General features: G+C 42.1%; 17 protein-coding genes. 1 reads left to right on the top strand and 16 read right to left on the bottom strand.

Annotated features, from left to right (window positions below):
- Positions 1–4 precede the first annotated feature (4 nt).
- From LPH68_RS11980 to LPH68_RS11990, 3 genes are all read right to left on the bottom strand, one after another.
- Positions 5–1984: a fumarate reductase/succinate dehydrogenase flavoprotein subunit gene (locus LPH68_RS11980; protein ID WP_004298483.1), complete on the bottom strand. Its 1980-nt coding sequence runs from the start codon at positions 1982–1984 to the stop codon at positions 5–7.
- Between the two features lie 37 nt (positions 1985–2021).
- Positions 2022–2726, bottom strand: a complete 705-nt coding sequence (locus tag LPH68_RS11985; RefSeq protein ID WP_004298481.1) for a succinate dehydrogenase/fumarate reductase cytochrome b subunit — start codon at positions 2724–2726, stop codon at positions 2022–2024.
- Between the two features lie 211 nt (positions 2727–2937).
- A complete protein-coding gene (locus LPH68_RS11990) occupies positions 2938–3807 on the bottom strand; it encodes an AraC family transcriptional regulator (RefSeq protein WP_004317067.1) in 870 nt (289 codons plus the stop codon).
- A 273-nt stretch (positions 3808–4080) separates the two neighbouring features.
- Between LPH68_RS11990 and LPH68_RS11995 the strand changes: the two genes are divergently transcribed.
- A complete protein-coding gene (locus LPH68_RS11995) occupies positions 4081–5043 on the top strand; it encodes a glycoside hydrolase family 18 protein (protein WP_008770536.1) in 963 nt (320 codons plus the stop codon).
- 128 nt (positions 5044–5171) lie between these two features.
- Here the strand turns inward: LPH68_RS11995 and dinD are convergent, their stop codons facing one another.
- From dinD to LPH68_RS12060, 13 genes are all read right to left on the bottom strand, one after another.
- Positions 5172–5960: a DNA damage-inducible protein D gene (dinD, locus tag LPH68_RS12000; RefSeq protein ID WP_004317069.1), complete on the bottom strand. Its 789-nt coding sequence runs from the start codon at positions 5958–5960 to the stop codon at positions 5172–5174.
- Between the two features lie 27 nt (positions 5961–5987).
- The gene (locus LPH68_RS12005; protein ID WP_004317070.1) at positions 5988–6626 is read right to left on the bottom strand and encodes an HU family DNA-binding protein; all 639 of its coding nucleotides are present in this window, start codon (positions 6624–6626) and stop codon (positions 5988–5990) included.
- Between the two features lie 678 nt (positions 6627–7304).
- Entirely contained in the window at positions 7305–8900 is a 1596-nt protein-coding gene (locus LPH68_RS12010; RefSeq protein ID WP_004317071.1) for a S41 family peptidase, read from the bottom strand.
- A 69-nt stretch (positions 8901–8969) separates the two neighbouring features.
- Positions 8970–9425, bottom strand: a complete 456-nt coding sequence (gene coaD / locus LPH68_RS12015; RefSeq protein ID WP_004311084.1) for a pantetheine-phosphate adenylyltransferase — start codon at positions 9423–9425, stop codon at positions 8970–8972.
- Positions 9422–11299, bottom strand: coding sequence for a DNA topoisomerase IV subunit B (locus LPH68_RS12020; RefSeq protein WP_004317072.1), 1878 nt, complete (start codon positions 11297–11299; stop codon positions 9422–9424). Before LPH68_RS12020 ends, coaD begins: the two co-directional genes overlap by 4 nt.
- A gap of 9 nt (positions 11300–11308) precedes the next feature.
- Positions 11309–12445 (bottom strand): GNAT family N-acetyltransferase, encoded by a 1137-nt coding sequence (locus LPH68_RS12025; RefSeq protein ID WP_004311086.1) that lies wholly within the window; start codon positions 12443–12445, stop codon positions 11309–11311.
- Between the two features lie 177 nt (positions 12446–12622).
- The gene (locus LPH68_RS12030) at positions 12623–14542 is read right to left on the bottom strand and encodes a sialate O-acetylesterase (protein WP_004317073.1); all 1920 of its coding nucleotides are present in this window, start codon (positions 14540–14542) and stop codon (positions 12623–12625) included.
- An 18-nt stretch (positions 14543–14560) separates the two neighbouring features.
- The gene (locus LPH68_RS12035) at positions 14561–15340 is read right to left on the bottom strand and encodes a DUF5040 domain-containing protein (RefSeq protein ID WP_004317074.1); all 780 of its coding nucleotides are present in this window, start codon (positions 15338–15340) and stop codon (positions 14561–14563) included.
- A 2-nt stretch (positions 15341–15342) separates the two neighbouring features.
- Positions 15343–18075 carry an alpha-L-rhamnosidase gene (locus LPH68_RS12040; protein ID WP_008016098.1) on the bottom strand — a complete coding sequence of 911 codons (2733 nt, stop codon included), beginning with the start codon at positions 18073–18075 and terminating at the stop codon, positions 15343–15345.
- A complete protein-coding gene (locus LPH68_RS12045) occupies positions 18035–19429 on the bottom strand; it encodes an MFS transporter (protein WP_004298410.1) in 1395 nt (464 codons plus the stop codon). Before LPH68_RS12045 ends, LPH68_RS12040 begins: the two co-directional genes overlap by 41 nt.
- 10 nt (positions 19430–19439) lie before the next feature.
- A complete protein-coding gene (locus LPH68_RS12050) occupies positions 19440–20609 on the bottom strand; it encodes a glycosidase (protein ID WP_004298408.1) in 1170 nt (389 codons plus the stop codon).
- Positions 20610–20635: 26 nt separating this feature from the next.
- On the bottom strand, positions 20636–21997 hold the full coding sequence (locus LPH68_RS12055) for a DUF4038 domain-containing protein (protein WP_004317077.1): 1362 nt from the start codon (positions 21995–21997) through the stop codon (positions 20636–20638).
- Positions 21998–22001: 4 nt separating this feature from the next.
- Positions 22002–23042, bottom strand: coding sequence for a glycoside hydrolase family 5 protein (locus tag LPH68_RS12060; RefSeq protein ID WP_004322990.1), 1041 nt, complete (start codon positions 23040–23042; stop codon positions 22002–22004).
- Positions 23043–23044 lie beyond the last annotated feature (2 nt).

Genomic DNA, 23044 nt, shown 5'->3' on the forward strand with positions numbered 1-23044 from the left:
CCGATTAGCTCTTGTAGTTACGAGTCTGAACCTTGATAGCTTCGTATACCAGCGGTTCTTTGTGCAATACCGGAGCCTTTTCATCATCACCTTGATATTCCCAGCATGCTACATAGAAGAAGTTTTCGTCATCACGTTTTGCTTCTCCTTCTTCAGTCTGGTATTCTTCACGGAAGTGACCACCACAACTTTCGTTACGGTTCAATGCATCGTAAGCAACAAGCTCACCCATAGTGATGAAGTCGTACAGACGGATTGCTTTGTCAAGCTCTACGTTCATACCTTCCTTAGAACCGGGGATAAACAAGTTCGTTTCGAATTCCTTGCGGATTTCTTTCAGTTCGGCGATACCTTTCTTCAGGCCTTCTGCCGTACGTCCCATACCTACATATTCCCACATGACATGACCCAGTTTCTTGTGGATAGAATCAACAGATTCTTTACCCTGGATGCTCATGAACTTGTCGATCTTAGCTTGAACAGCTTTTTCAGCTTCAGCGAATTCAGGAAGATCGGTAGAGAAACGAGGAACAGTGATCTGGTCTGCCAGATAGTTCTGGATAGTGTAAGGCAATACGAAGTAACCGTCAGCCAAACCTTGCATCAATGCAGAAGCACCGAGGCGGTTTGCACCATGGTCGGAGAAGTTACATTCACCGATAGCGAACAGACCCTTGATAGTGGTTTGCAGTTCGTAGTCTACCCAGATACCACCCATTGTATAGTGGATAGCCGGATAAATCATCATCGGGTTATAATATTTCACACCACTGATTTCTTTAGCCAGTTCGCCCGGATTAACGTCAGTGATTTCTTCGTACATATCAAAGAGGTTACCATAACGTTGAAGAACAACGTCGATACCCAAACGGTTGATAGCTTCAGAGAAGTCGAGGAATACGGCCAAACCTGTGTTGTTTACACCGAAACCAGCGTCGCAACGTTCTTTAGCGGCACGGCTGGCAACGTCACGCGGAACTAGGTTACCGAATGCCGGATAGCGGCGTTCCAAGTAATAGTCGCGGTCTTCTTCCGGAATATCACTTCCTTTGATTTCGCCTTTCTGGAGTTTTACAGCATCTTCTTTCTTCTTCGGAACCCAGATACGACCGTCGTTACGGAGAGATTCAGACATCAAAGTCAGCTTAGACTGCTTGTCGCCATGTACCGGAATACAAGTCGGGTGAATCTGAACGTATGCAGGATTTGCGAATACAGCACCCTTGCGGTAGCAAGAGATAGCAGCTGTACAGTTACAACCCATAGCGTTAGTAGACAGGAAGTAAGCGTTACCATAACCACCGGTAGCGATTACTACAGCGTGAGCGGCGAAACGTTCCAATTCGCCTGTTACAAGATTTTTTGCGATGATACCGCGGGCACGTCCGTCAACGATGACAACATCCTGCATTTCGTAGCGGGTATACAGTTTAACAGTACCTACGTTTACCTGACGGCTCAATGCAGAGTAAGCACCCAGCAGCAACTGCTGACCAGTCTGGCCTTTAGCGTAGAAAGTACGGGATACCTGTGCGCCACCGAAAGAACGGTTATCCAGTGTACCGCCATATTCGCGAGCGAAAGGAACACCTTGCGCTACACATTGGTCGATGATAGCGTTAGACACTTCAGCCAAACGATATACGTTTGCTTCACGGGCACGATAGTCGCCACCTTTTACAGTATCGTAGAACAGACGGTAAACCGAGTCACCATCATTTTGATAATTCTTTGCAGCATTGATACCACCCTGTGCAGCGATAGAGTGTGCACGACGGGGAGAATCCTGAATACAGAAATTGAATACTCTGAAACCCATTTCACCAAGTGAAGCAGCGGCAGAAGCACCTGCCAGACCCGTACCCACAACGATGATGTCCAAACGACGTTTATTAGCGGGGTTCACCAATTTCTGGTGAGCTTTATAGTTGGTCCATTTCTCAGCCACCGGGCCTTCTGGAATTTTTGAATCTATCTTGATCATAATATTATTTACAATTTAATCATTTACAATTTACTATTTAGCAAGCACCGCCACAAATCAGTGTTTTCACGAAGAATACCACTACTACCAGTGCGAAACCGAGTACAACAATCGTAGAATAGATGTTAGAAATACATTTCCAACGATTGATCCATACTTTGTTGTTCCATCCCAGTGATTGCATAGAGCTCCAGAAACCGTGAGTCAGGTGGAACCACAAAGCAAACAGCCAAACGAGGTAAAGAACTACGTAAACCGGGCTAGAGAAAGTCTGCTGGATGTGATAAGCACCGTTAGCGGCATAAGCCAGCGTCAGTGTATCAGCGTGCATGCCCATGTTGTGCATCAGTTCCGGCAACTGCATTTTTGCCCAGAAGTTGAAGAGGTGCAAACCAAGACCTACGATAACGATCAGACCCAGCACCAACATGTTTTGAGATGCCCATTCTACAGTTTTTGGTTTGTCAACCACTGCATAGCGTTCGCTACCACGCGCTTTGCGATTCTGCATTGTCAGCCAGAATGCGTAGATGATGTGAATCACAAAAAGAGCGGCTAGTCCTGCGGTAGCCACTAACGCATACCAGTTTGCTCCCAGGAACTCACAAATCATGTTGTAACCATCAGCCGAGATGATTGCAACCAAGTTCATCGCCATGTGAAATGTTAGAAACAGGACAAGGGCGATACCGGTAACGCTCATCACCACTTTCCTTCCTACAGATGAATTACTTAACCACATAAATGATTGAATTTAAATTATTTAATTGTTAGAACTAAAATTTCGACGTTTTACACCTCTTACGGACTGCAAAAATAGGGGAAATAGATTGATTGAGCAAGGAATTAAAGAAATAATTCTTTAATAATAGATCAATGCGCCAATGTGTCAATATGCCAGCCAGTATGCGCGCATGGTGCAACTGATTGGCACATTAGTAGGATGGGACTGTTTATTGTACCTTTCCGATTTTCTCACCACCGGCTGCTTTTTTGCGTAAAGCGCGTGGGGTATCGCCAAAAGAGTCTTTACAGAAGTGTGCGAAATGCGACAGGGAGTCGAATCCGTATCTGTTACAGATTTCAGTGATTCGCATTTTGGTGTGCTGCAGGTCTTCCAGGATTCCTTCCCGTTTCTTTTCCAGTATCCATTCGTATACGGGCACACCATAGAGGTTTTTGAAAAGGCGGCGGAAAGTAGTGGTCGTATATCCTCCCAGATGCGCAAATTCTTCCACGTTCTTCACGTTGCTGTAATTCTGCATGACGAAATAGTGGAAACTTTCCGTATAAGTGCTGATCGGATAGAAGAATGAACCCAGTTGGGGCAGCGGATAGAAGTTGGTAATCAAGAAAACCAGTTCTTTGCATTTTAAGTCGATATACTTGCTGCAAGGGTTTTCTTCAGCGAGGAATTCGGGCATACTGGTGACAAGGTGGTAAAGCCTTTCGCTCATAATCAGTGGAGTGTAGGTCAAAGGAGCTTCCGCCTGTTCCATCATTTCCTTATATCGGTCTTCGCAAAGCAAAGGCAGTTCGTTGAACCAGTAGACAACATATTCAACATCTGTCAGTGCCAGTATTTCGACCTTGGAGCCAATAGCTTGCAAAACAATTTGTTTCTCGCGTAACGTTATTCCGGGATGCTCTTCGCTATTGATAAGTAATTCGCCCTTTATCATAAAAAGCATACAATTCTGCGTACACTTATCCTTGGGGATATGCTCTCCTTTAGGTAAGTTTCTATATACAAGGATATTCTCAACATTTTTTGGACATCCCGTACAGTTGGTATATTGTATGCAAAATGAATCTCCTGGCATGAGTTTTATGCGTGATTTATTATCTTAACGGAACAAAGATAGGCTTTTTTTGCGGAAAATGGAACTCTTTCTTTTATTTATGTTTTAGTAGAAACCTGCAAATATTATTCTTATCCCTTTGGATGATGTTAGAGAATTCAATATTTATCTGTTGTAAATTTCTGAATAGAAAACTTTATGTTGATTTTTGGAAGTATTATAGTTGTTTTTGAACATCTGTTTCCCTTTGATATGCGTATTTTTGCAATCTAAACGTTTTAATTATCAATCATTATGCTAATGCTAAGAAAAATTGTATTCTTCTTTTTTTTGTTTGTTGGATTATCATTGTTTGCACAGCAAGACTATATGGTCAGTTCTTATGTGCGGGGTAATTTTTACAACCGTGGTCGTATCTCTACAGAAAGCTTGCGGGCAAGTGACGACCTTATTTTCTTGAATGTTCATCCTAATAAAGACGGATCATTGTCTTTTGAGAATCCACGTGTATTTCAGGGAAAAGGGGTGACCACTTGGGAAGGTTTGATTAAATCGGTTCGTGCAAAAGTAAAAGGTACAAAAGTGAAAATACGTTTGGGAGCTTCCAGTGGCGAATGGAAAGCGATGGTGGCCGATGAGGCCGCTCGTACGACGTTTGCAAAGAACATAAAGACTGTACTGGAAAAGAATAAACTGGATGGCATTGATCTTGATTTTGAGTGGGCGGAAAATGAGAAAGAATATAAAGATTATAGTTTGGCTATCCTGAAGATGCGGGAAGTGTTGGGAGACAAGTATCTTTTCAGTGTATCTCTGCATCCTGTTTGTTATAAGATTAGTAAGGAAGCTATTGAAGCTGTTGATTTTATTTCACTTCAGTGCTATGGTCCTTCACCGGTTCGTTTTCCGATAGAGAAATATTGTTCGGATATACAGATGGTATTGGAGTATGGCATTCCGAGGGAAAAACTGGTAGCAGGAGTTCCTTTTTATGGGGTGACCAAAGATAATTCAAAGAAGACAGAGGCTTATTTCAATTTTGTACAGAATGGATTGGTTACGAGTCCTGCACAGAATGAAGTGATCTATCAGGGAGATACTTATGTGTTTGACGGTCAGGATAACATTCGTATCAAAACCCGTTATGCAAAGGAACAGAAGCTGAAAGGTATGATGAGTTGGGATTTAGCTACGGATTTGCCGTTAAGTGACAGCAGGTCATTACTAAAAACAATGACTGAAGAATTGAGGGAATGACTTAGTTCGCACGACTGCTGCTTGTAAATCCTTTTTATAGATGCTGCCTAACAGGCTCTGTTTTAATAGGTTCCTCCCCTCCTTTATTATAAATCAGATTTATAAAGAATGTGTTAAAACGTTTTTCTTTAGAGAAATACCCCTGCCGCAATATCTTCATTTGCAGGAATTTGTTCAGGAAATATGCCTCTACCAACAAGCATATCTCTGACTGCGACATTATTGTCAACATGTTCATTTTCAATGGCAGTTTGTCCGTATAGGTCTTTTTGCTGAACATTCACAGAGGTCATTTCTGCGGCAAAGTCTTTGGCTTTTATGCTGATGGTCGGAAGAAAATCAGCCAATGGTCGGCTATCAGGTACGCCAAGTTTACGTTTTAGCATTTTGGTGTCCATGTGAAACAGTGCTTTATCTCCTTTGGAACGTATAATGGCGAATCCTTGATTGTCAACTCCTCTTTCATATAAAACACCCGAGAGAAGTTTCTCTGTCTCGGCTAGTTTGGTACGTGCTTGGACACGTTCATATTCTATTAAACGTTGCTCTACTAATTCTGCACGGCGCGTTTGTATTGCAAAGTAGTTTTGAGCAAAGGCAATTTCTTGCTTTCGAGAATCTCCATTTTGTGCTACCAGATAGCAGGCATAACGGGTCAGAAAGATGTTATCTACTTCTCTTTCAGCGCCTGAACCTAATATAACCATTTTGCTGACGTCAGCAAAATGGTATGCAATATTTTCTCCGGCATTTTTACATGCATCTTTTACTTTCTCTATGATAGACAGGAAGTTACGCCATTGAGAATATCCTAACAATGGATAAAGTTCTCTCGCACTCCAACATTCCACTTTGTTGTATTCGCAAACAATGCTCTCAAACTGCTTAAATAGCTCTTTTATTTCTTCTGATTTCATTTTATTTCTGTATTATGTTTGTTCCTTTTATTCATCTGTCTTCATCTCCGCCTTGCCATAATATCCTGGCATCGGCACATAAATCGGATTATAATAAGTATTGATATTCTTCAACTTCTTCTCCTCCTCTTTCAGCCGTTTGATTTGCCGTGCGGCAGTGGTAGGGGTAAAGCCGCACAATCCTTGAAAGTCGCGACGGGTTAATACAGGGTTGCTCTTGAAGTAGTTTGTCAGCAATTTGTCTATCTCGTCATTTGAAAGGACAGCCGAATGGGGTTTCAGTTTACTTCGCTCCACATGAACAACACTGACAGACTTTTTCAGTTTGACGTCCGCTTTAAAGCTGATGTTGGCTTTGAGTTTTATCTGATTCGCTTTTAGTTTGGGCGAAGTGATAGGTTCTTGACTATTCAGCTTTATCTGGAAATAACCGATGCCATCCAGATGGACGCTTTGTCCTTCCCGAAGACGATCCCCCATAAAATGACTTAGGGATTCGAGAACTGACTTTACATCCCCTTCAGTTAGAGAAGTTGCTATCTGGATTTCTTTTGCCAAATAGTCTGTGTCAATGTGTTGGAAGTTGACTACACGTGCGTGATACACTTCTTTGTCTTCCTCATCCTTGGGACGGGGAGTCTTGTACAATTCAAATTGTATTGCCATTATTTATTTGTTTTTTGCCTTATACATTACTACGTACCTTTAATTTACCGTTGCAAGCCTATAAGGACATTGTTTTCTGTTGTTGCAAAGCTAATCGATCATCTTCGGACTTAGGGGGAGGGTGTTATATAGCTGTTGTTTGTTTGCTATCAAGCGGCTTTTATAAGTTATCCTGCCTTTATTCTTGGACTAAGGCATAGGGATAGTTGTCTTCCGGTGCCTTTATCATTAGTTTCCCACGGCCGTGGAGAGATCTCTTCATGGCTGTGGTAGTATCTTTCCACGGCCGTGGTAGGAATCCGCCACGGCCATGAAGAATGAACTATATCGGTAACAAAGATAAACTATATCAGGGAGAAAAGCAAACTATCTCTGCTTGTTTGAGGTATTTATACGCCTTGTTCTATCTGATAGATATAGGGCAGGGGAGAATTAAACTATTCAACAAAAACAAGCTATCTTATGCATATAGGGCCTTTATTCGGCTATTTTGTAGATGATAGATAACCTGTTTTTGCTGGTAAAAGTATGATAGATACCTTTTTTAAAAGCTATCTATCATACTTATTTCTTTGATAATGAGAAGAGTATCAAAATGAATGATACTTATGATAGATATTTTTTCACTATAGTGAGTATATATGTCCACCGAACTGAAAAATGATGTCTTATGATTGTTTACTGAATACCCTGTTTCAGCTTCTTCTGATACTCATCCGAATTCAGTATCTCCAGCGCCTTTTGTATACTCTCATTGGTGGTATTCATTACCTGGAAATATTCGTTCATATCCCAAAGGTCACGGGCTATCAGTGCTTTAAGCTGCGTCTTGATAAGGGGAAGCGACTTCTGATATTGTTCTTCATTGAATTTCACTCCTTCTTTCTCTCCTATTTCTTTTAAAGTAGCGAGCATATCATCATCGACTACGAACTTTTCATCAAACGATTCGAATTTTTTATATTTGTTTTTCAACTCTTTCCGGTGTCCTTCGATAAACTGCATGGTGAATTTAATCACGGCTCCTTTAGCTACCAGATTACGGTGATAATCCGTATAAAGAGTAGTATCGATAGGTACGAAATAGTCCGGCATGATACCCCCTCCGCCATAAACAGTGCGTCCTAGCTTCTTGGTTTGTGCTTTCAGTGAATCAGGGAAGTGAATACTGTCAGCATTCATCAGTTCACCGTGGTTGAAACGTTCTATCAGATCCTTGTTGTAATCGACAGTACTGTCGTACGGTTTCTGGATGGAACGTCCCGATGGAGTATAATAGCGCGCAATAGTCAAACGAATCATGGAGCCGTCCGGCAGGTCGATAGGGCGTTGCACCAATCCTTTGCCGAAAGAACGGCGTCCTACGATAATTCCTCTATCCCAATCCTGCACTGCACCGCTGACAATTTCGCTGGCGGAAGCCGTATATTCATCTACTAGGATGATAAGACGTCCATTACGGAAATCTCCGTTTCCTTTGGCGTAGAAATCACTGCGTTTGGCAGTCCGTCCTTCCGTGTAGACAATCAATTCTTTTTGCCCCAGGAATTCGTTGGCAAGGTCGATGGCTGCATTCAGGTAACCTCCTCCGTTTCCTTGCAGGTCGAGAATCAGGTCCTTCATACCTTGTTTCTGAAGGCTTGTCATTGCTTTCTTGAATTCTTCGGCAGTGGTTGCTCCGAAGCGGTTGATGCGGATATAACCTGTTTTAGGCTGAATCATGTAAGAAGCATCGAGGCTAAGGATAGGTATTTTATCTCTTTTCACAGTGAACAATAAAGGATCTTGCACGCCACGACGAACGATAGTCAGGTTGACTTTAGAGCCTTTCGGACCACGAAGACGCTTCATAATATCTTCCGTACTCATTTTCACTCCGGCAATGGCGCTGTCATTGACCGCAACAATACGGTCACCGGCAAGGATGCCGACTTTTTCGGAGGGTCCGTTGCTGACGGGTTGCACTACTAACAGGGTATCTTCAATCATCTGAAACTGAACTCCAATACCTTCGAAGTTACCTTGAAGAGGTTCGTTCATTTTCTTCACTTCTTCTGCGTCCGAGTAGGTAGAGTGCGGGTCGAGTTGTGCCAGCATCTTGATGATGGCTTCTTCCACCAACTTGTCTTCATCTACTTTGTCTACATAGAAATGGGAGATTGCGAACTCTGCCATTTGTAGCTTGCGCATGGCTTCAGAACCGAAATTTTGGGCCTGTAAGGCTGATACTGCCCACAGGCAAGCCAAAAGGACGTATATTTTAATCTTATTCATAATCTTACTTTATATTAATAGCCGAGTATTAACAACCGGGCACAGATACGCCTGCATCCTTCTCAACTCTCAACTTATCCTCATTCCTTTGGGAATAAACTGGCTGATATCTTTATTATAAGTCAATAATTCGCGTACAATCGTCGAGCTGACGCAAGTCAGTTCCGGTTCTGTGAAGAGCAGGATGGTTTCAATGCCTGCCAGTTTGCGGTTGATGTCCGCAATCGTTTCTTCATACTCGAAATCTTTCACTGTACGGATACCGCGGACAATAAACCTGGCTCCTACTTCCTGCGCAAAATCAATGGTCAGACAGTCGTAGGACATCACTTTTATACGAGGCTCATCCTTGTAAAGTTCCCGAATCATTTCCTCTCTTTTCTCAATGGGAAAGTATGTATTCTTGTTCTCATTGATACCGATTCCTATCACGATTTCGTCCATAAAGGTGAGTGCACGTTCCACTACCGAATAATGTCCGATGGTGAAGGGGTCAAAAGTACCCGGGAATATTGCTTTTCTCATGATGCCAAATCTTCTTCTATAACCAGATTATCTATAATAAAGTTCTGTCGTTCCATGGTATTTTTACCCATGTAGAATTCAAGTAGTTCTTTCACTGCATCCGTCTTTCGCAAAGAAACTTGCTCCAGACGCATGTCTTTACCGATGAAATGCTTGAACTCGTCCGGTGAAATCTCTCCTAAACCTTTAAATCGCGTGATCTCCGGATTCGGGCTTAGTTCGTTAATTGCATTGACACGCTCTTCTTCACTATAACAATAGATTGTTTTTTTCTTATTGCGTACACGGAACAAAGGCGTTTGCAGAATATATACGTGGCCTTTTTTTATAAGGTCAGGGAAGAATTGCAGGAAGAAAGTAATTAATAGCAGGCGGATATGCATACCGTCCACATCGGCATCGGTTGCTACGATGACTTTGTTGTAGCGTAGTCCGTCCAAGCCATCTTCTATATTCAGGGCTGCCTGAAGCAGATTAAATTCTTCGTTCTCGTAGACCACTTTCTTAGTTAACCCGAAAGAATTCAGCGGTTTACCACGTAGACTGAACACTGCTTGCGTGTTCACATCACGGCTTTTGGTGATGGAACCACTTGCAGAGTCCCCCTCGGTGATAAAGATGCAGGAGTCTTCTTCCAGTCCTTTTCCTTTCGGGTCGTTGAGGTGAATACGGCAGTCACGTAATTTGCGGTTGTGCAGGTTCGCTTTCTTTGCACGCTCACGGGCAAGTTTGGTTACACCTGCAATGGCTTTACGCTCTTTCTCGGATTCTTGGATCTTTTGTTGTATCGCTTCGGCTACATCCGCATTCTTGTGCAAGAAGTTGTCCACTTCCTGTTTGATAAAGTCGCCTACATATTTATTGACTGTCACTCCGCCGGGAACCATATTGGTAGAACCCAGCTTCGTTTTCGTCTGACTCTCAAAGATAGGCTCTTCCACATTGACGGCAATGGCAGCAACCAGTCCGTTACGAATGTCGGTATAGTCCATGTTCTTGTTGAAGAACTCTTTGATGGTGCGGGCGATGTGTTCCTTGAAAGCACTCTGATGCGTACCTCCTTGGGTAGTATGCTGACCGTTGACGAAGGAGTAATATTCTTCTCCGTATTGTCCGGTATGCGTGAAGGCGATTTCGATGTCTTCCCCTTTCAGGTGGATGATCGGGTAAAGTCCGGTTGCCGTCATATTGTCGTTCAAAAGGTCTACCAGGCCGTTGCGCGACAAGATACGGTGTCCGTTATAGATAATGGCAAGCCCGGTATTGAGGTACGTGTAATTACGTAGCATTGTCTCAATAAATTCAGGCTTGAAACAGTAATTCAGGAATAATGTATTATCCGGTTCGAAGAAGATGTAAGTTCCGTTTTCTTCTTCGGTATTCTGCGTCTCGTCGGTCAGCAGGTTTCCTTTTGAGAAAGTGGCGATACGTACTTTGCCATCGCGGTAACTGCGTACCTCAAAACGGGAGCTCAAGGCATTGACGGCTTTCACACCGACACCGTTTAGTCCGACACTTTTCTTAAACGCTTTGCTGTCGTACTTACCACCAGTGTTCAGCATGCTGACGGCTTCGATGAGTTTTCCCTGCGGGATGCCTCGTCCGTAGTCACGTACGCTGACACGGAGGTTTTCTTCAACGGTAATCTCGATTTTCTTACCGGCTTGCATTTTGAACTCGTCAATACTGTTGTCAATTACTTCTTTCAGGAGGACATAGATTCCGTCTTCGGCATGTGCACCGTCGCCCAGCCTTCCGATATACATACCGGGGCGTGTGCGTACATGTTCCATGTCACTTAGGTGACGGATGTTGTCGTCAGTGTACTCTACTGCATTGTTGTTGTCTACAGGTATCAATTCGTTCTCTTCCATAGCTGTTTTTTATTTTATCTCTTTGATGAACGCACGGCGGCGCTTATGTTGTTGAGTCTCAAAGTAATCCCATTGTGCCTGAACTTTTCCGTTCAGTTCCAGTTCGGGGTTGCTTTCCGCAAAGATAAAACCTAATTTTTGATAAACTGGAATTAAATCGGAAAATAACAAAGCGTTAACACCTTTGTTTTGATATTCCGGTTTCACTGCAACGAGTAGCAGATCAAGCATTTTGGCACGGCGTTTCATAAATAGTGCCTTTAACAGATAGAACCATCCGAGTGGCAACAGACGCCCGTGTGATTTCTGTAAAGCTTCGGCGAGAGATGGCATGGAGATACCTACACAGACCAGTTCGTCATTGGCATCAGTAATCAGTGTAACCATCCGTAAGTCAAGGATCGGCAGATACATTTTCACGTATTGGTCGATTTGCCGCTGTGTCAACGGAGAATAGCCATAAAGAGGACTGTATGCTTCATTCATCAGCTCGAAAATCTTCTGTCCGTAGTCTTTGGCTATTTTTCTTCCGGAAGTATATTTCTTTATCTTGAGGTTATATTTTCGTTGGATCAGTTCGGAGATACGTTTATGCTTGTCGGGAATGGCATCCGGTATGTAGATTTTGTATTCCACCCAGTCGGCGTCTTTCTCGAAGCCTAACTTTTCCATGTGTACAGGATAGTATGGGTAGTTGTAGATAGTAGCCATGGTGCTAAGTTGGTCGAATCCTTCAACTAACATTCCTTCCGCATCGAAATCAGTAAATCCGAGAGGACCGGCAATATGAGTCATACCCCGTTCTTTTCCCCATTCTTCCACTGTTTTGATAAGTGCGGATGATACTTCGGGATCGTCGATGAAGTCTATCCATCCGAAACGAACGTTTTTACATTCCCACTTCTCGTTCGCCTGATTGTTGATGATTGCAGCTACACGTCCTACTATTTTATCGTCCCGGTATGCGAGGAAATAATCTGCTTCACAGAATTCGAATGCTGCGTTTTTCTTCTTGTTGAAGGTGTTAAGCATGTCGTCATAGAGGTCAGGCACAGAGTAAGGGTTACCCTTGTACATTCTGTAATTGAAACGGATAAATTTCTTAAGTTCTCTCTTTGTGGAGACTTTTTTGATTGTAATAGCCATATCTCGTATTTATGATTTGAGCAGGCAAAGATACGTGATAATCTTTAAATTACAACGCGCCGGAAAGAGAAAATATCGTCTCTGGACGATTAGGGAGTGGACTGTAAATATGAAAAATACCGGAAATGATGATCATACATTCATTGCCGGTATTCTTTTTCTGTTTTTGTAGGCCGTTTATTGGCTGATGTGTCCTTCGAAAGGCGAGGCAGGTAAACCGGCTGCGTTGTATAAGTTAGCATCATCGGGATTATCTCCCCAAGCATATCGTACAGAGACCGGTTGCTGTATTTCCTTATTCCATACTATTACTTTATTGTTTTCGATTTTAGCCTGTGCCCATTGGTATTTTCCATCTGCGCCGGCAATGGCGAATCCTGATAAATAGCCATATTTATTACGAGCTACTAGTTGCTCGTCACAAGCGTTAAAGGTGATCTCCAGTGCATCTCCGATTCTTTTTACCGACTGGAATATCGGGCCGGTGCAAACAATAGAGTTATATCCGTAATCATTGTGGAGAGCATGCAAAGCAAGTCGTTTACCTACATCTTGTTTGTTGCGGGGATGTATGTCATTTTCTTCACCGATGTCTATAATGACGGCCTGTCCTGTATGTGGTAAGGCCAGTGTCTTCGACTGTGTATCCCGCAGGTTTGCCCAATGACTTTCGGAAGGCTGCTTGGCCGGAGACATGAAGTTTGCTAATTGAACCCAATAAAATGGGAATTCGTTATTCCATCTGCTTCTCCAGTCTTTAATTAAAGCCGGAAATAAATCAATGTATTCGTTGGCGCGGGCGGCATTGTTTTCTCCCTGATACCAGATTACCCCTTTCATCCCCAAACCTACCAGCGGATGAATCATTGCGTTGAACAGCAAAGAAGGAAAAGCGTTAGGACCATATTCTACATAATCATATTGTGCACTCGATACTGCAACTTTATACTTCCAATTATCACACAAAGGGAAAATTCGGTTGTTGATTTTCAGGTATACTTCATCTTTAGGACCATATAGGCCACCTCCTCCACGATAGTCGGATATTTTAATAGTGATGGTATTCTGTTCCTTTAATACTTCTGCCGGGATCTTGTATAAACGTTTCAGGTCATATCCTACCGTTCGTCCTACTTCATGTCCGTTAACCCAGGTAATGTCATCGTCATCGATAGTACCGAGACTCAATTCTGCATCCTGTCCTAAACAGTTGGCCGGTATGGAAAACTGATAAGTAAACCATACAACTCCATCTATACCGGATAACTCTTCATTTGACCATAATGACGGAACAATATGTTCCTTCCAGTTTTCTGTAGGGGTGTTTTCTAAATACCATTTCTCTTTTTCTCCCGGTTCGTTTATGATGGCTTGTTCGAATTCTTTTTTGACTTTGTCACTGTGCTTGATGTATTCTTCGAATTCAGAAGAGCGCATACGGGCTAATGATTTTTCATATTTCGGGAAATGCTCTATCACTTCCATGCTCATCCAGGTTTCGATGTCCGTACCACCCCATGAGGAGTTGATGAATCCGATAGGAATATTGAGTTTTTGGTATAATTCACGCGCAAAGAAATAGCCGACAGCTGAAAAATCAGAAGCGGAGGCGGGTGAACATACTTCCCATTTACCTTTTAAGTCGGTTTTAGGAGTGTGCCCCATTTCTTGAATTACGTTGAATGAACGGATTTGAGGGTAATTGGCAGCTGCGACTTCTTCGGTAGCATGATTAGCGCTACGCAGACGAAACTCCATATTTGACTGTCCGCTACAAATCCATACTTCACCGATTAAAATATCTGTAAATGATAAAGTCTGCTTGAGGCTTTTTACATTTAGAGTATACGGTCCACCGGCTTGCATAGGGGGCAGGCTGACTGACCATTTTCCATTTTTATCGGTTCGGGTACTCTTTTGAGCATTTCCTAATGTTACGCTAATTCGCTCACCGGCACTGGCAGTTCCCCATATATTGATTGGCTTCTCACGTTGCAGCACCATGTGGTCTGAAAAGAAAGAAGGTACGGAAAGCTGTGCCATTATTTGTGATAGGACAAATAACAAGCAAACTGTTAATGATAGAAGTTTTTTCATCCGATGAGTATTTGGTGATTATTCATTAATATATTCTTTGGGAAGCAATATCTTACGAAGCGTATCGGCAAAGATTGCAGCCATGCGCTGTTGAATAAATGAATGTTCTCCATGTGGCGGATGCCATCCAAATACTTCTCCATGAGTCTCTTGTGAATCCCCAGTGTAAATTAGGCTATATTGTTTTCCTGTAACCGGATGTTTCTGGTTTTTGGAGAATCCGATGTATCTGTCGAATTCAACTACTGGGAATCCCCATTTTTCTGCCAGTTTTCGGACCGAAGTGTTGAATATCGGACGACTGTCATGCCAATGAGTACATAAGACAATAGAAGCAGGTTTCCCATAAGGAGTGTTATAATATCTGGATTTTGGATTAAATTTCTGGTTATAACAGTCTGATATGTAGCGCTTGATGACATAATCATAGCAAACGGCATAGTCGGAAGCATCAAAAGGAGTTTTATAATCCTTGTAGTTCTCTTTTAAGTTTGCTTCGTTATATACGTCTTTTTCATGTACTTGCATCAAGACAAATACATCAATGTTATCGAACTCTTCCGGGGTATAGAGAGTGCCGTCCAGCATTTTATTTGCAGTGTGAGCAATAGATTCTGCACTTACAGCCCGATTGATGGGGATGGCGTGAAGGGCACGACATCCCATTTCAAACCACTTATTGTTAGGTTCGGCAAAAGATGCTCCGGATAATAAAATGGTATAAGTGTCTTTATTTTGGGCTATTCCTGCTAAAGCGAGCAGGCAAATGAATGTGAATAAGGTGATTCTTTTGTACATAGTTATCGTTGATTGATTAATTGGTGAATAAAATCAAGTTCAAGTGAATGTTTTCCGGCTTGTAAAGTTATCGATTTTTGGGGTTCTGGCATTGTAAAAGGAACAAATGTTGCAGAAGTGCCTGCCGGAATATCGATTGTATAACGGATGCAGTCATTAGTTTGACGAACCCAGTTGATATTTAACCAGCCATAGGGAGTATTATAGCGTATGGTAAGTTCATTCATGTCTGCCGGAAAGAAAGGTTTTAGCAAAATATGCTTGAATCCGGGATGTTTTTCATCTATCTGAATTCCTCCCAGTCCTTTGTATAGCCATGCTCCTATTTCTCCGAACATAATATGGTTATATGAGTTGTCGATAACGACATCTGTCCGCCAATTTTCATGTAGAGTTGTAGCACCTTGTTTGATCCAGTACCCCCAGGAAGGATAGGTGTCTTGTGATGCGACTTTGTAAGCTGTTTCCGCATATCCGTTATCTGACAGGGCGGAAAGTAGGGCCTTGCTTCCTAATAAACCGACGTCCAGATGATAATCGTCTTTTTCTACCAATTCATGTAGTCTGGCAGCAACTTTCTTTTTATCTTCTTCCGGAACGATTCCCCAGTATAATGGCATGGCAAGTTCTGTCTGTGTTCCCTCTGCATATATTCCTGTTTCCTTATTGAGAAAACTGGTGTTGATAGCCTCTTTTATTTTTTGTGCCAGCGTGTTATAATAGGAGGCATCTTCGGCATATCCGAAAAGTCTGGCTGCTTTGGCCAGAATACAGACGTCCGTATAATAATAGATAGAGGAAGTCAAGGTTATATTGCTTTTTGAGCGTACAGGTACCCAGTCGCCCAGTCCCCAGTCTGTAAGATGATTGGTTGATATGGATTCTATATAGGAGACATATTTTTTGATTGGTCCGTACATGCGGCGGAGTAATGTGGTATCTCCGTAAAATCGATAAATTTCCCAGGGGATAATGGCGACAGCACTCGTCCAGTCGACCCCGTTGGCCCAATCATAGCCCCATACAGAAGTTGGGATGATACATGGGAGGACTCCGTTGTCTTTTTGTTCATCACAAAAGTCGTTCATCCATTTCTCATATATAGAGATACCATCGAAATTGTATAATCCTGTTTCTATGGCAATATGTGCATCTCCTGTCCAGCCATTCTTTTCCCGTTGAGGGCAGTCAGTCGGGTAACCGAACAAGTTGGCTAAATAGGAACTGTTAGTGGCTTTCCATATTTTGTTTAGCAGATCGGATGACGAAGACCAGTAGCCGATGATCGGAACATCACTGTGCATTTCTACTGCAATAAGATTTTCGTCGGATAATTGAATGGGGGCAGATGATGAGACTTCTACAAACTGAAAACCTTTGTAGTTGAATTTGGGCATGAATCTATCTTGCTTTCCGCTAAGTATGACGATGTCTGTTTGAAAAGGATCGCTGTCGTCTGTCGGCCGGTAGTGATAATCTATATTTGCCATGTTTACCATACCGTTTTTGTCTAAAAGTTCCCCATGTTTCAGGCGCAGTTTTGTTCCTTTTTTTCCTTTCACTTTTAGCTCGGTGACACCTGCAATGTTTTGGGGGAAATGATAGACGTAGCAGCTGTCATTTATTTTTTTACATTGAGTTGCTGTATAGCGGGCCGTTTCACGAATCGGATGCATAACTTGTGATTTGATCGTTTCCGTAGGCGATTCGGTTTCTTGTGCATGATACCATCCGGTAGCGTTGAATCCGGGGGAGTCCCAGCCTGCTAATTCTTTCTGTGCATCATAATGCTCGGCTGTATAGATGCTGTTGAAAATAACCGGGCTGTCAGTTGTTTGCCAGGTTGAGTCAGTACCCAGATATTCTGTTGTTCCATCTGTGTAACGCAGATGGAGTTGTGCTGTGAATTTAGGGCGGTTTCTCCATGAAGCCTTGTCGAAAAACCATACTGCTGTGGATTGATGATTATACCAGCCGTTCCCCAGTTGTACTCCTATTACATTTTCACCCAGAGATAGTAATGACGTAACATCATGAGTGACTGATAGTATACGTTTGTCGAAATGTGTATACATAGGGTCAAGGAAATGATTTCCTGCCCGTTGCCCGTTGATAGAGAGCTCATGCAGGCCTGCCGATGCAATAGTGAGTAAGGCTTGCTCGATTGTTTTGTCTAATTGGAAGCTCTTTCTATAATAGGGTGCCGGACGGTATGTGATGTCATGTTTGTCAGTAATCCATTTCCCTTTCCAGTTGTCGGGTGATAAACATCCTGTTGTGAAGGAGGATATTGGAGAAAATGTAGTTTTCTGTTTGGAAGAGGTTTGATAGCCTATTTTCCAATAATATGTTGTATATGAATCTAATGGTTGTCCATCATAGGAGACTCTTATGGGAGCTCCTATGATGGATTTGTTCCAATAACCGGACTGTCTGCCTGATAATTGAGTACTGTCTGTTGATAGCCATATTTCAACTCTGTTGATACTATCTTCCTCTAGTAGCGGAAGTTTCCAGGAGAGTCTGGGAGTTTGAGTATCTACTCCTACAGGAACGGGTATATTCTCACATTTTAATTCAAATGGCGGTTTTAGCTCTTGAGGTACACATGAGAATAGGGTTGTGCCCAATAGTAAATATAAATAGGACCGAATTGGAATATGAGCCATATTGGTTAGTTGGTTAGTGATGAATTTACTTTTTTCTTCTCTCTTCGAGTTCTGTTGATATTTCATATAATCTTTTTTCATTTAACGGATAACGTGAAATGAAGAATGCTGATAGCATGGTGGCAATTGCCGGGAAGATACTCATCATCATACAAATGCCGGTTTGAGCAAAGTCGGATTGGATTACATTTGCTTTGAAACCGAAATAGGCCAGTAGCCATCCGGTCAAAGCACCTCCGATTGTCCAACCGAACTTTTGAGACATGGACGAAGAAGAGAATATCAGGCCGGTTGCCCGTCTTCCGGTTTTCCATTCGGAATAGTCTGATATATCTGCATACATAGACCATAATAAAGGAGAAATAATACCCGCACAGATACTTATTAAGACCTGTAAACAAAGAATTCCCCAGATAAAATCTTTAGGAAGGAAGTAGAATAAAACACTTAGAATGGTAGCGCCAACCATTGCTACAAAATAAGTTTTCTTTTTACCGATTCTTTTGGTGAGTGATGGCACAAACATGATTCCGAGGATATTGGCGGCTTGTCCTAATACCAAGTAGATCGTGATTAGAGTAATGGCACTATTCATGAATGAGAAAGAGAATGTATCGGAGCTGTCTACATAATATTTGAAATAGAATACAGCAGAACCGTCACGAAGAGAATTGAACACTAATGCCATGATTCCTGCGCATAAAAGAATCCACCAGGGTTTGTTTCTGCCCAGATCTTTCAGATCTTCTTTCAGTGATCCTTTTTCTTCCTTTATGGGCTGCACTCTTTCTTTTGTCCATAGAAAAGTTAATAAGAACATTCCACTAGCCATAATCGCAAATACGACTGCAGCCATCTGCCAGCCGAAAGCGATGTCAGGTATATTTTCCGTTATCTTCATTTTACTGAATATATCAACCAGTGGCTCAATGAGGAATAGTACCAGAATACTTCCTCCAAAAGCAAATGTCATGCGGTAGGAGGAGAACTCTGTGCGTACTTGTGGATTGGCAGACATTACTCCTAATAGAGATGCGTACGGAACATTGATTAATGAATATACCATCATCATAAGGGTATATGTGGCATAGGCAAATATTATTTTGGTAGTCATGTTATCTCCAAAAGATGAGAAGGTCAGTATACCACAGATGCCGAATGGTATGGCTATCCATAGTAGGTAGGGGCGGAATTTACCCCAGCGTGAGTTTGTCCGGTCGCCTAATATTCCGACAAACGGATCGAGGAAAGTGTCCCAAATGCGTGTGATAAGGAACATTGTTCCTACCACTGCCGAAGAGATACCTACCACGTCTGTGTAGAAGAATAGCAGATACATTGTGAATAACTTCCAAAACATGGAAGAAGCAGCATCTCCTAATCCATACCCGATTTTTTCTCTTAGTTTTATGTTTTCCATGGTGATGTATTTATTGTTTCAGGTATTGTTTATTGTGGTTTACCATAGTAATGATCCGCTTCACAGATTCTATAGAACGGAAACCGTCGGTTGGTGTGTGCAGACAATAATCTACAAGCTGGCTTACTGTTGATTCGGCTACATGAAGACGGGTGTCCGAAGACGCATAATAGATATAAATTTTTCCGTTATCATCTTCAATCCATCCGTTTGAGAATAATACATTCGATACATCACCGATTCTTTCTTCTCCTATAGGGGCCATGAAATAACCTGCAGGTTCAGCTATAATTTCTGTCGGATCTTCTAAAGAAGTCATGTATAAGTATAATACATAGCGTAATCCGGCTGCGCATCCTCTTACACCATGTGCTAAATGTAACCATCCTTGTGGAGTTTTAATGGGGTGTGGCCCTTCTCCATTTTTTACCTCCTTGATCGTATGATAAAACCGTTTATTGATGATTTTTTCCTCTTTTATTTCGGCATGACAGATGTCATCTATGAGTGCCCATCCGATACCTCCTCCATTGCCGGCGTCAATAAAACCATCTTGAGGGCGGGTATACAGGGCATACTTCCCATTCACAAATTCCGGATGAAGCACTACGTTACGTTGCTGGCTCGGAGATTTCAGATCCGGCAAGCGTTGCCATGTTTTTAGGTCTTTTGTTCGTGCAATACCTGCAACGGCTACTGCGGAAGATAAATCACCGGCTGGAGCGTTTGTATCTTTGCGTTCCGCACAAAAAATGCCATAAATCCATCCATCTTCATGTGCGGTCAGGCGCATATCGTACATATTGGTATCAGGAATGTCTGTCTCCGGCATTTCTATCGGATAATCCCAAAAACGAAATCCGTCTACGGGACTATTACTTTCTGCTACTGCAAAGAATGATTTTCGGTCTGCTCCTTCCACACGCGCCACAAGATAGTATTTATGATTGATCTTGATGGCTCCCGTATTCATTACAGCGTTGATACCAATTCTTTCTTCCATGAATGGGTTTTGTTTTTCATCAAAATCATACTTCCAGATGAGTGGTGCATGTTCTGCTGTTAATACAGGGTGGTAGTAACGTTTATATATACCGTTGCTATTGTTACATATCTCATTTTTTCGGTTGATAAGAGCTTCATAATTTTGTGTTAGCTCTTCTAATCTATTACTTTTCATATTCTATAGTTATTTTTCTCGGTTAATTATTCTATAATTAAAACCCAGTCATTTCCTTTTCCCTTTGTGGGAGAGGATACGGGAATGGTATCTGCTGTTGTATTTTGATGGAATGTGATTCTTCCATTGCGAGGATTCATCCACTTTAAAGACCGTTTGGATGCCTTCATTGAAGGCAAATAAATCGTTCTCTCTCCACCTTGTGGAAAATATACTAATAAGTAGTCTTTGTTGCCGAATGCTACGGGATAGTTTTTATTTTCTAAAGGTATATTGCCAAAGATGGTTTGTTGGTTTTTTCCTTGAGTAAAGTCAAATTTTTCCCATAATCTGCGAAAGTGAATTAAGTCCCATGCTCCTTGTTTATCCATTGATTGGTACCATGGAGTGTCGGCGTCACATTTAGGCTCACGTCCGGTATCAAACATCTGCCATATATCATTACAGCCGTATGTATATCCACAAGCTCCGCTGAACATACTTTGGTAAAGTGTATGGCGGATATCATCATCTCCAAATCTTCCATTTTCTTTTTTGAAATTGATCGGAATATTTTCATATCGGGGTTCTCCGTCCATGCATGGCTTGTGTGGTTCCTTTTTTAAATCGGGCAAAAGCAGACGTTGATAGATTGCGAAATCTTGTTGTGCGTGTCCGGATTGACACATATTAAAATCCAGCCACGAAGCATTGTGAAACCAGAACGAGGATGAGTGCTCTCCATGAGGATGATAGGTCATCAAATGGTTTTTGTCTACACTTTTAATACCGGTTGCTAATGCATTCCAAATGGCAAAGTTTTTTCCGTCTCCACTTCGATCACCTCCTATTATCCATATCAGATTGGGTGCGTTCATATAACGTTCTCCTAACCATTTGCCGTATCTATATGCATTTTCCGGTGTAAAAATCTCCGGTCCTTTTCCCCATTGTTTGTCTACCTTATCTCCCCAGGTTGGTAATAGAGCTATGTATAAACCTTTGGCTGCTGCCAGAGAAATAACTTTGTCTACATGAGTGAAATAGCCGGGAGCGGGCTTGTCAATATTGCCGTCAATTAACTTAGGTTCTCCGTTAGATGAAACATCCATATCATCTAATTCATCCAGGATTACCGTTTGTATGACGGTAAATCCTTTTTCTCTGCGATTCTCCAAATATAGTTCAGTCTCTTTGTCATTTAAGCGGCTGATGAGTTCCCATGCTGTATCTCCCATGTAGAGAAAAGGAGTTCCGTCACTGTATTCTAGGTAACGTCCTGAAGAATTTACTCTTAAGTTTCCTTTGGATAGATTCGTGGCGTTTCCTGTCCACCGGTCTTCTTGGGCGGAAGTTCCAGTTATACAAAACATGAATAAAATATAGCAGATGGAGAATCGTTTGAACATAATTCTATTTTTTTAAGGTACTTGTATATTTCTCAATGATAGGCATTTGCGGTCTGTCTTTTCCGTCTTTGGGGGTGATTGCCATGAAATAGGTATCCCACCACGGACCCGCAGCCCAATATGTACCATTGATTCCATTTTCTTGTAAATATCCCAAGAATAAGTCGAGGGTTTCATTCCAACGGGGATCATTGTCGGGGATTCCATATTCTCCGATAAAACCATGGAATTTATTCTGTTTAATCCATTCTACAAATGGTTTTACCCGGTCGATTCCTTTCTCCGGATAACATTCTTCCTCTTCGTATGAATATTTGTACGTACCGGATGCATCCTTGTCAAAATATACATGAGCTTCAAAAGCAAGGTTATTAGCCGGGTCTTTTAAGAATTTGAGTGTATCACTCTGCTCGATCCAACGCTCTGCTGATGACCAGTCGTTGCCGCCTACCATAATAAGCGTATTTGTGTCGACTTCTCGTATGGCATTGATGGACGCTTGTGCCATGTCGAACCACTTGGTTTCCGGGGCCAGATCATGTGGTTCGTTCATTAGCCCGTAACCATATATGTTTTTAAAAGTGGAGAATTCTTTAGCGATAGCTTGCCAGAAAGAAGCCAGGTCTTCGATTGTTAATCCGTTGTTTCCAATGAGGGTATGTTCGTTGTTCATGAAGCGGCGACAGTAATTATGTAAGTCAAGAATAACCACCATGTCGCGTTTCTCTGCTGCTCTGACCAATTCTTTCATTTTATTGAGGTCATGCTGGTTTAGCGGTCCTTTTAAGTCAAGTTGTAGCCGTTCCCATTTGAATGGTAACCGGATAAGTTTCAGCCCTTTCTTTTGCCAATATTCGAGGTCTTGATCTGTCGGGTAGGTATAGTCTTTATTATACTCACCGGGGAAAGATGAACCGAAGTCCGCGCATGCCAAGTTTACTCCGTAAGGTTCACCTGTCTCTTTTACCGGAGGTTGATTACTTTTACATCCATTTAGAGTAAGAAGGCTAAGTAGTAGAAAAGCCGAAATAAAAACTTTTTTCATAA

The organism is Bacteroides sp. 1_1_30 (assembly GCF_020982715.1).
Lineage (GTDB): Bacteria > Bacteroidota > Bacteroidia > Bacteroidales > Bacteroidaceae > Bacteroides > Bacteroides xylanisolvens.

Bases quoted from the DNA above. Each gene is read 5' to 3' on its own strand.
- LPH68_RS12030 (WP_004317073.1), bottom strand. From the start codon at position 14,542: ATGAAAAAACTTCTATCATTAACAGTTTGCTTGTTATTTGTCCTATCA.
- LPH68_RS12055 (WP_004317077.1), bottom strand. From the start codon at position 21,997: ATGTTCAAACGATTCTCCATCTGCTATATTTTATTCATGTTTTGTATA.
- dinD (WP_004317069.1), bottom strand. From the start codon at position 5,960: ATGAAATCAGAAGAAATAAAAGAGCTATTTAAGCAGTTTGAGAGCATT.
- LPH68_RS12040 (WP_008016098.1), bottom strand. From the start codon at position 18,075: ATGAAATATCAACAGAACTCGAAGAGAGAAGAAAAAAGTAAATTCATC.
- LPH68_RS12025 (WP_004311086.1), bottom strand. From the start codon at position 12,445: ATGGCTATTACAATCAAAAAAGTCTCCACAAAGAGAGAACTTAAGAAA.
- LPH68_RS11980 (WP_004298483.1), bottom strand. From the start codon at position 1,984: ATGATCAAGATAGATTCAAAAATTCCAGAAGGCCCGGTGGCTGAGAAA.
- LPH68_RS11995 (WP_008770536.1), top strand. From the start codon at position 4,081: ATGCTAATGCTAAGAAAAATTGTATTCTTCTTTTTTTTGTTTGTTGGA.
- coaD (WP_004311084.1), bottom strand. From the start codon at position 9,425: ATGAGAAAAGCAATATTCCCGGGTACTTTTGACCCCTTCACCATCGGA.
- LPH68_RS12035 (WP_004317074.1), bottom strand. From the start codon at position 15,340: ATGTACAAAAGAATCACCTTATTCACATTCATTTGCCTGCTCGCTTTA.
- LPH68_RS12050 (WP_004298408.1), bottom strand. From the start codon at position 20,609: ATGAAAAGTAATAGATTAGAAGAGCTAACACAAAATTATGAAGCTCTT.
- LPH68_RS12060 (WP_004322990.1), bottom strand. From the start codon at position 23,042: ATGAAAAAAGTTTTTATTTCGGCTTTTCTACTACTTAGCCTTCTTACT.
- LPH68_RS12020 (WP_004317072.1), bottom strand. From the start codon at position 11,299: ATGGAAGAGAACGAATTGATACCTGTAGACAACAACAATGCAGTAGAG.
- LPH68_RS11990 (WP_004317067.1), bottom strand. From the start codon at position 3,807: ATGCCAGGAGATTCATTTTGCATACAATATACCAACTGTACGGGATGT.
- LPH68_RS12010 (WP_004317071.1), bottom strand. From the start codon at position 8,900: ATGAATAAGATTAAAATATACGTCCTTTTGGCTTGCCTGTGGGCAGTA.
- LPH68_RS12005 (WP_004317070.1), bottom strand. From the start codon at position 6,626: ATGGCAATACAATTTGAATTGTACAAGACTCCCCGTCCCAAGGATGAG.
- LPH68_RS11985 (WP_004298481.1), bottom strand. From the start codon at position 2,726: ATGTGGTTAAGTAATTCATCTGTAGGAAGGAAAGTGGTGATGAGCGTT.
- LPH68_RS12045 (WP_004298410.1), bottom strand. From the start codon at position 19,429: ATGGAAAACATAAAACTAAGAGAAAAAATCGGGTATGGATTAGGAGAT.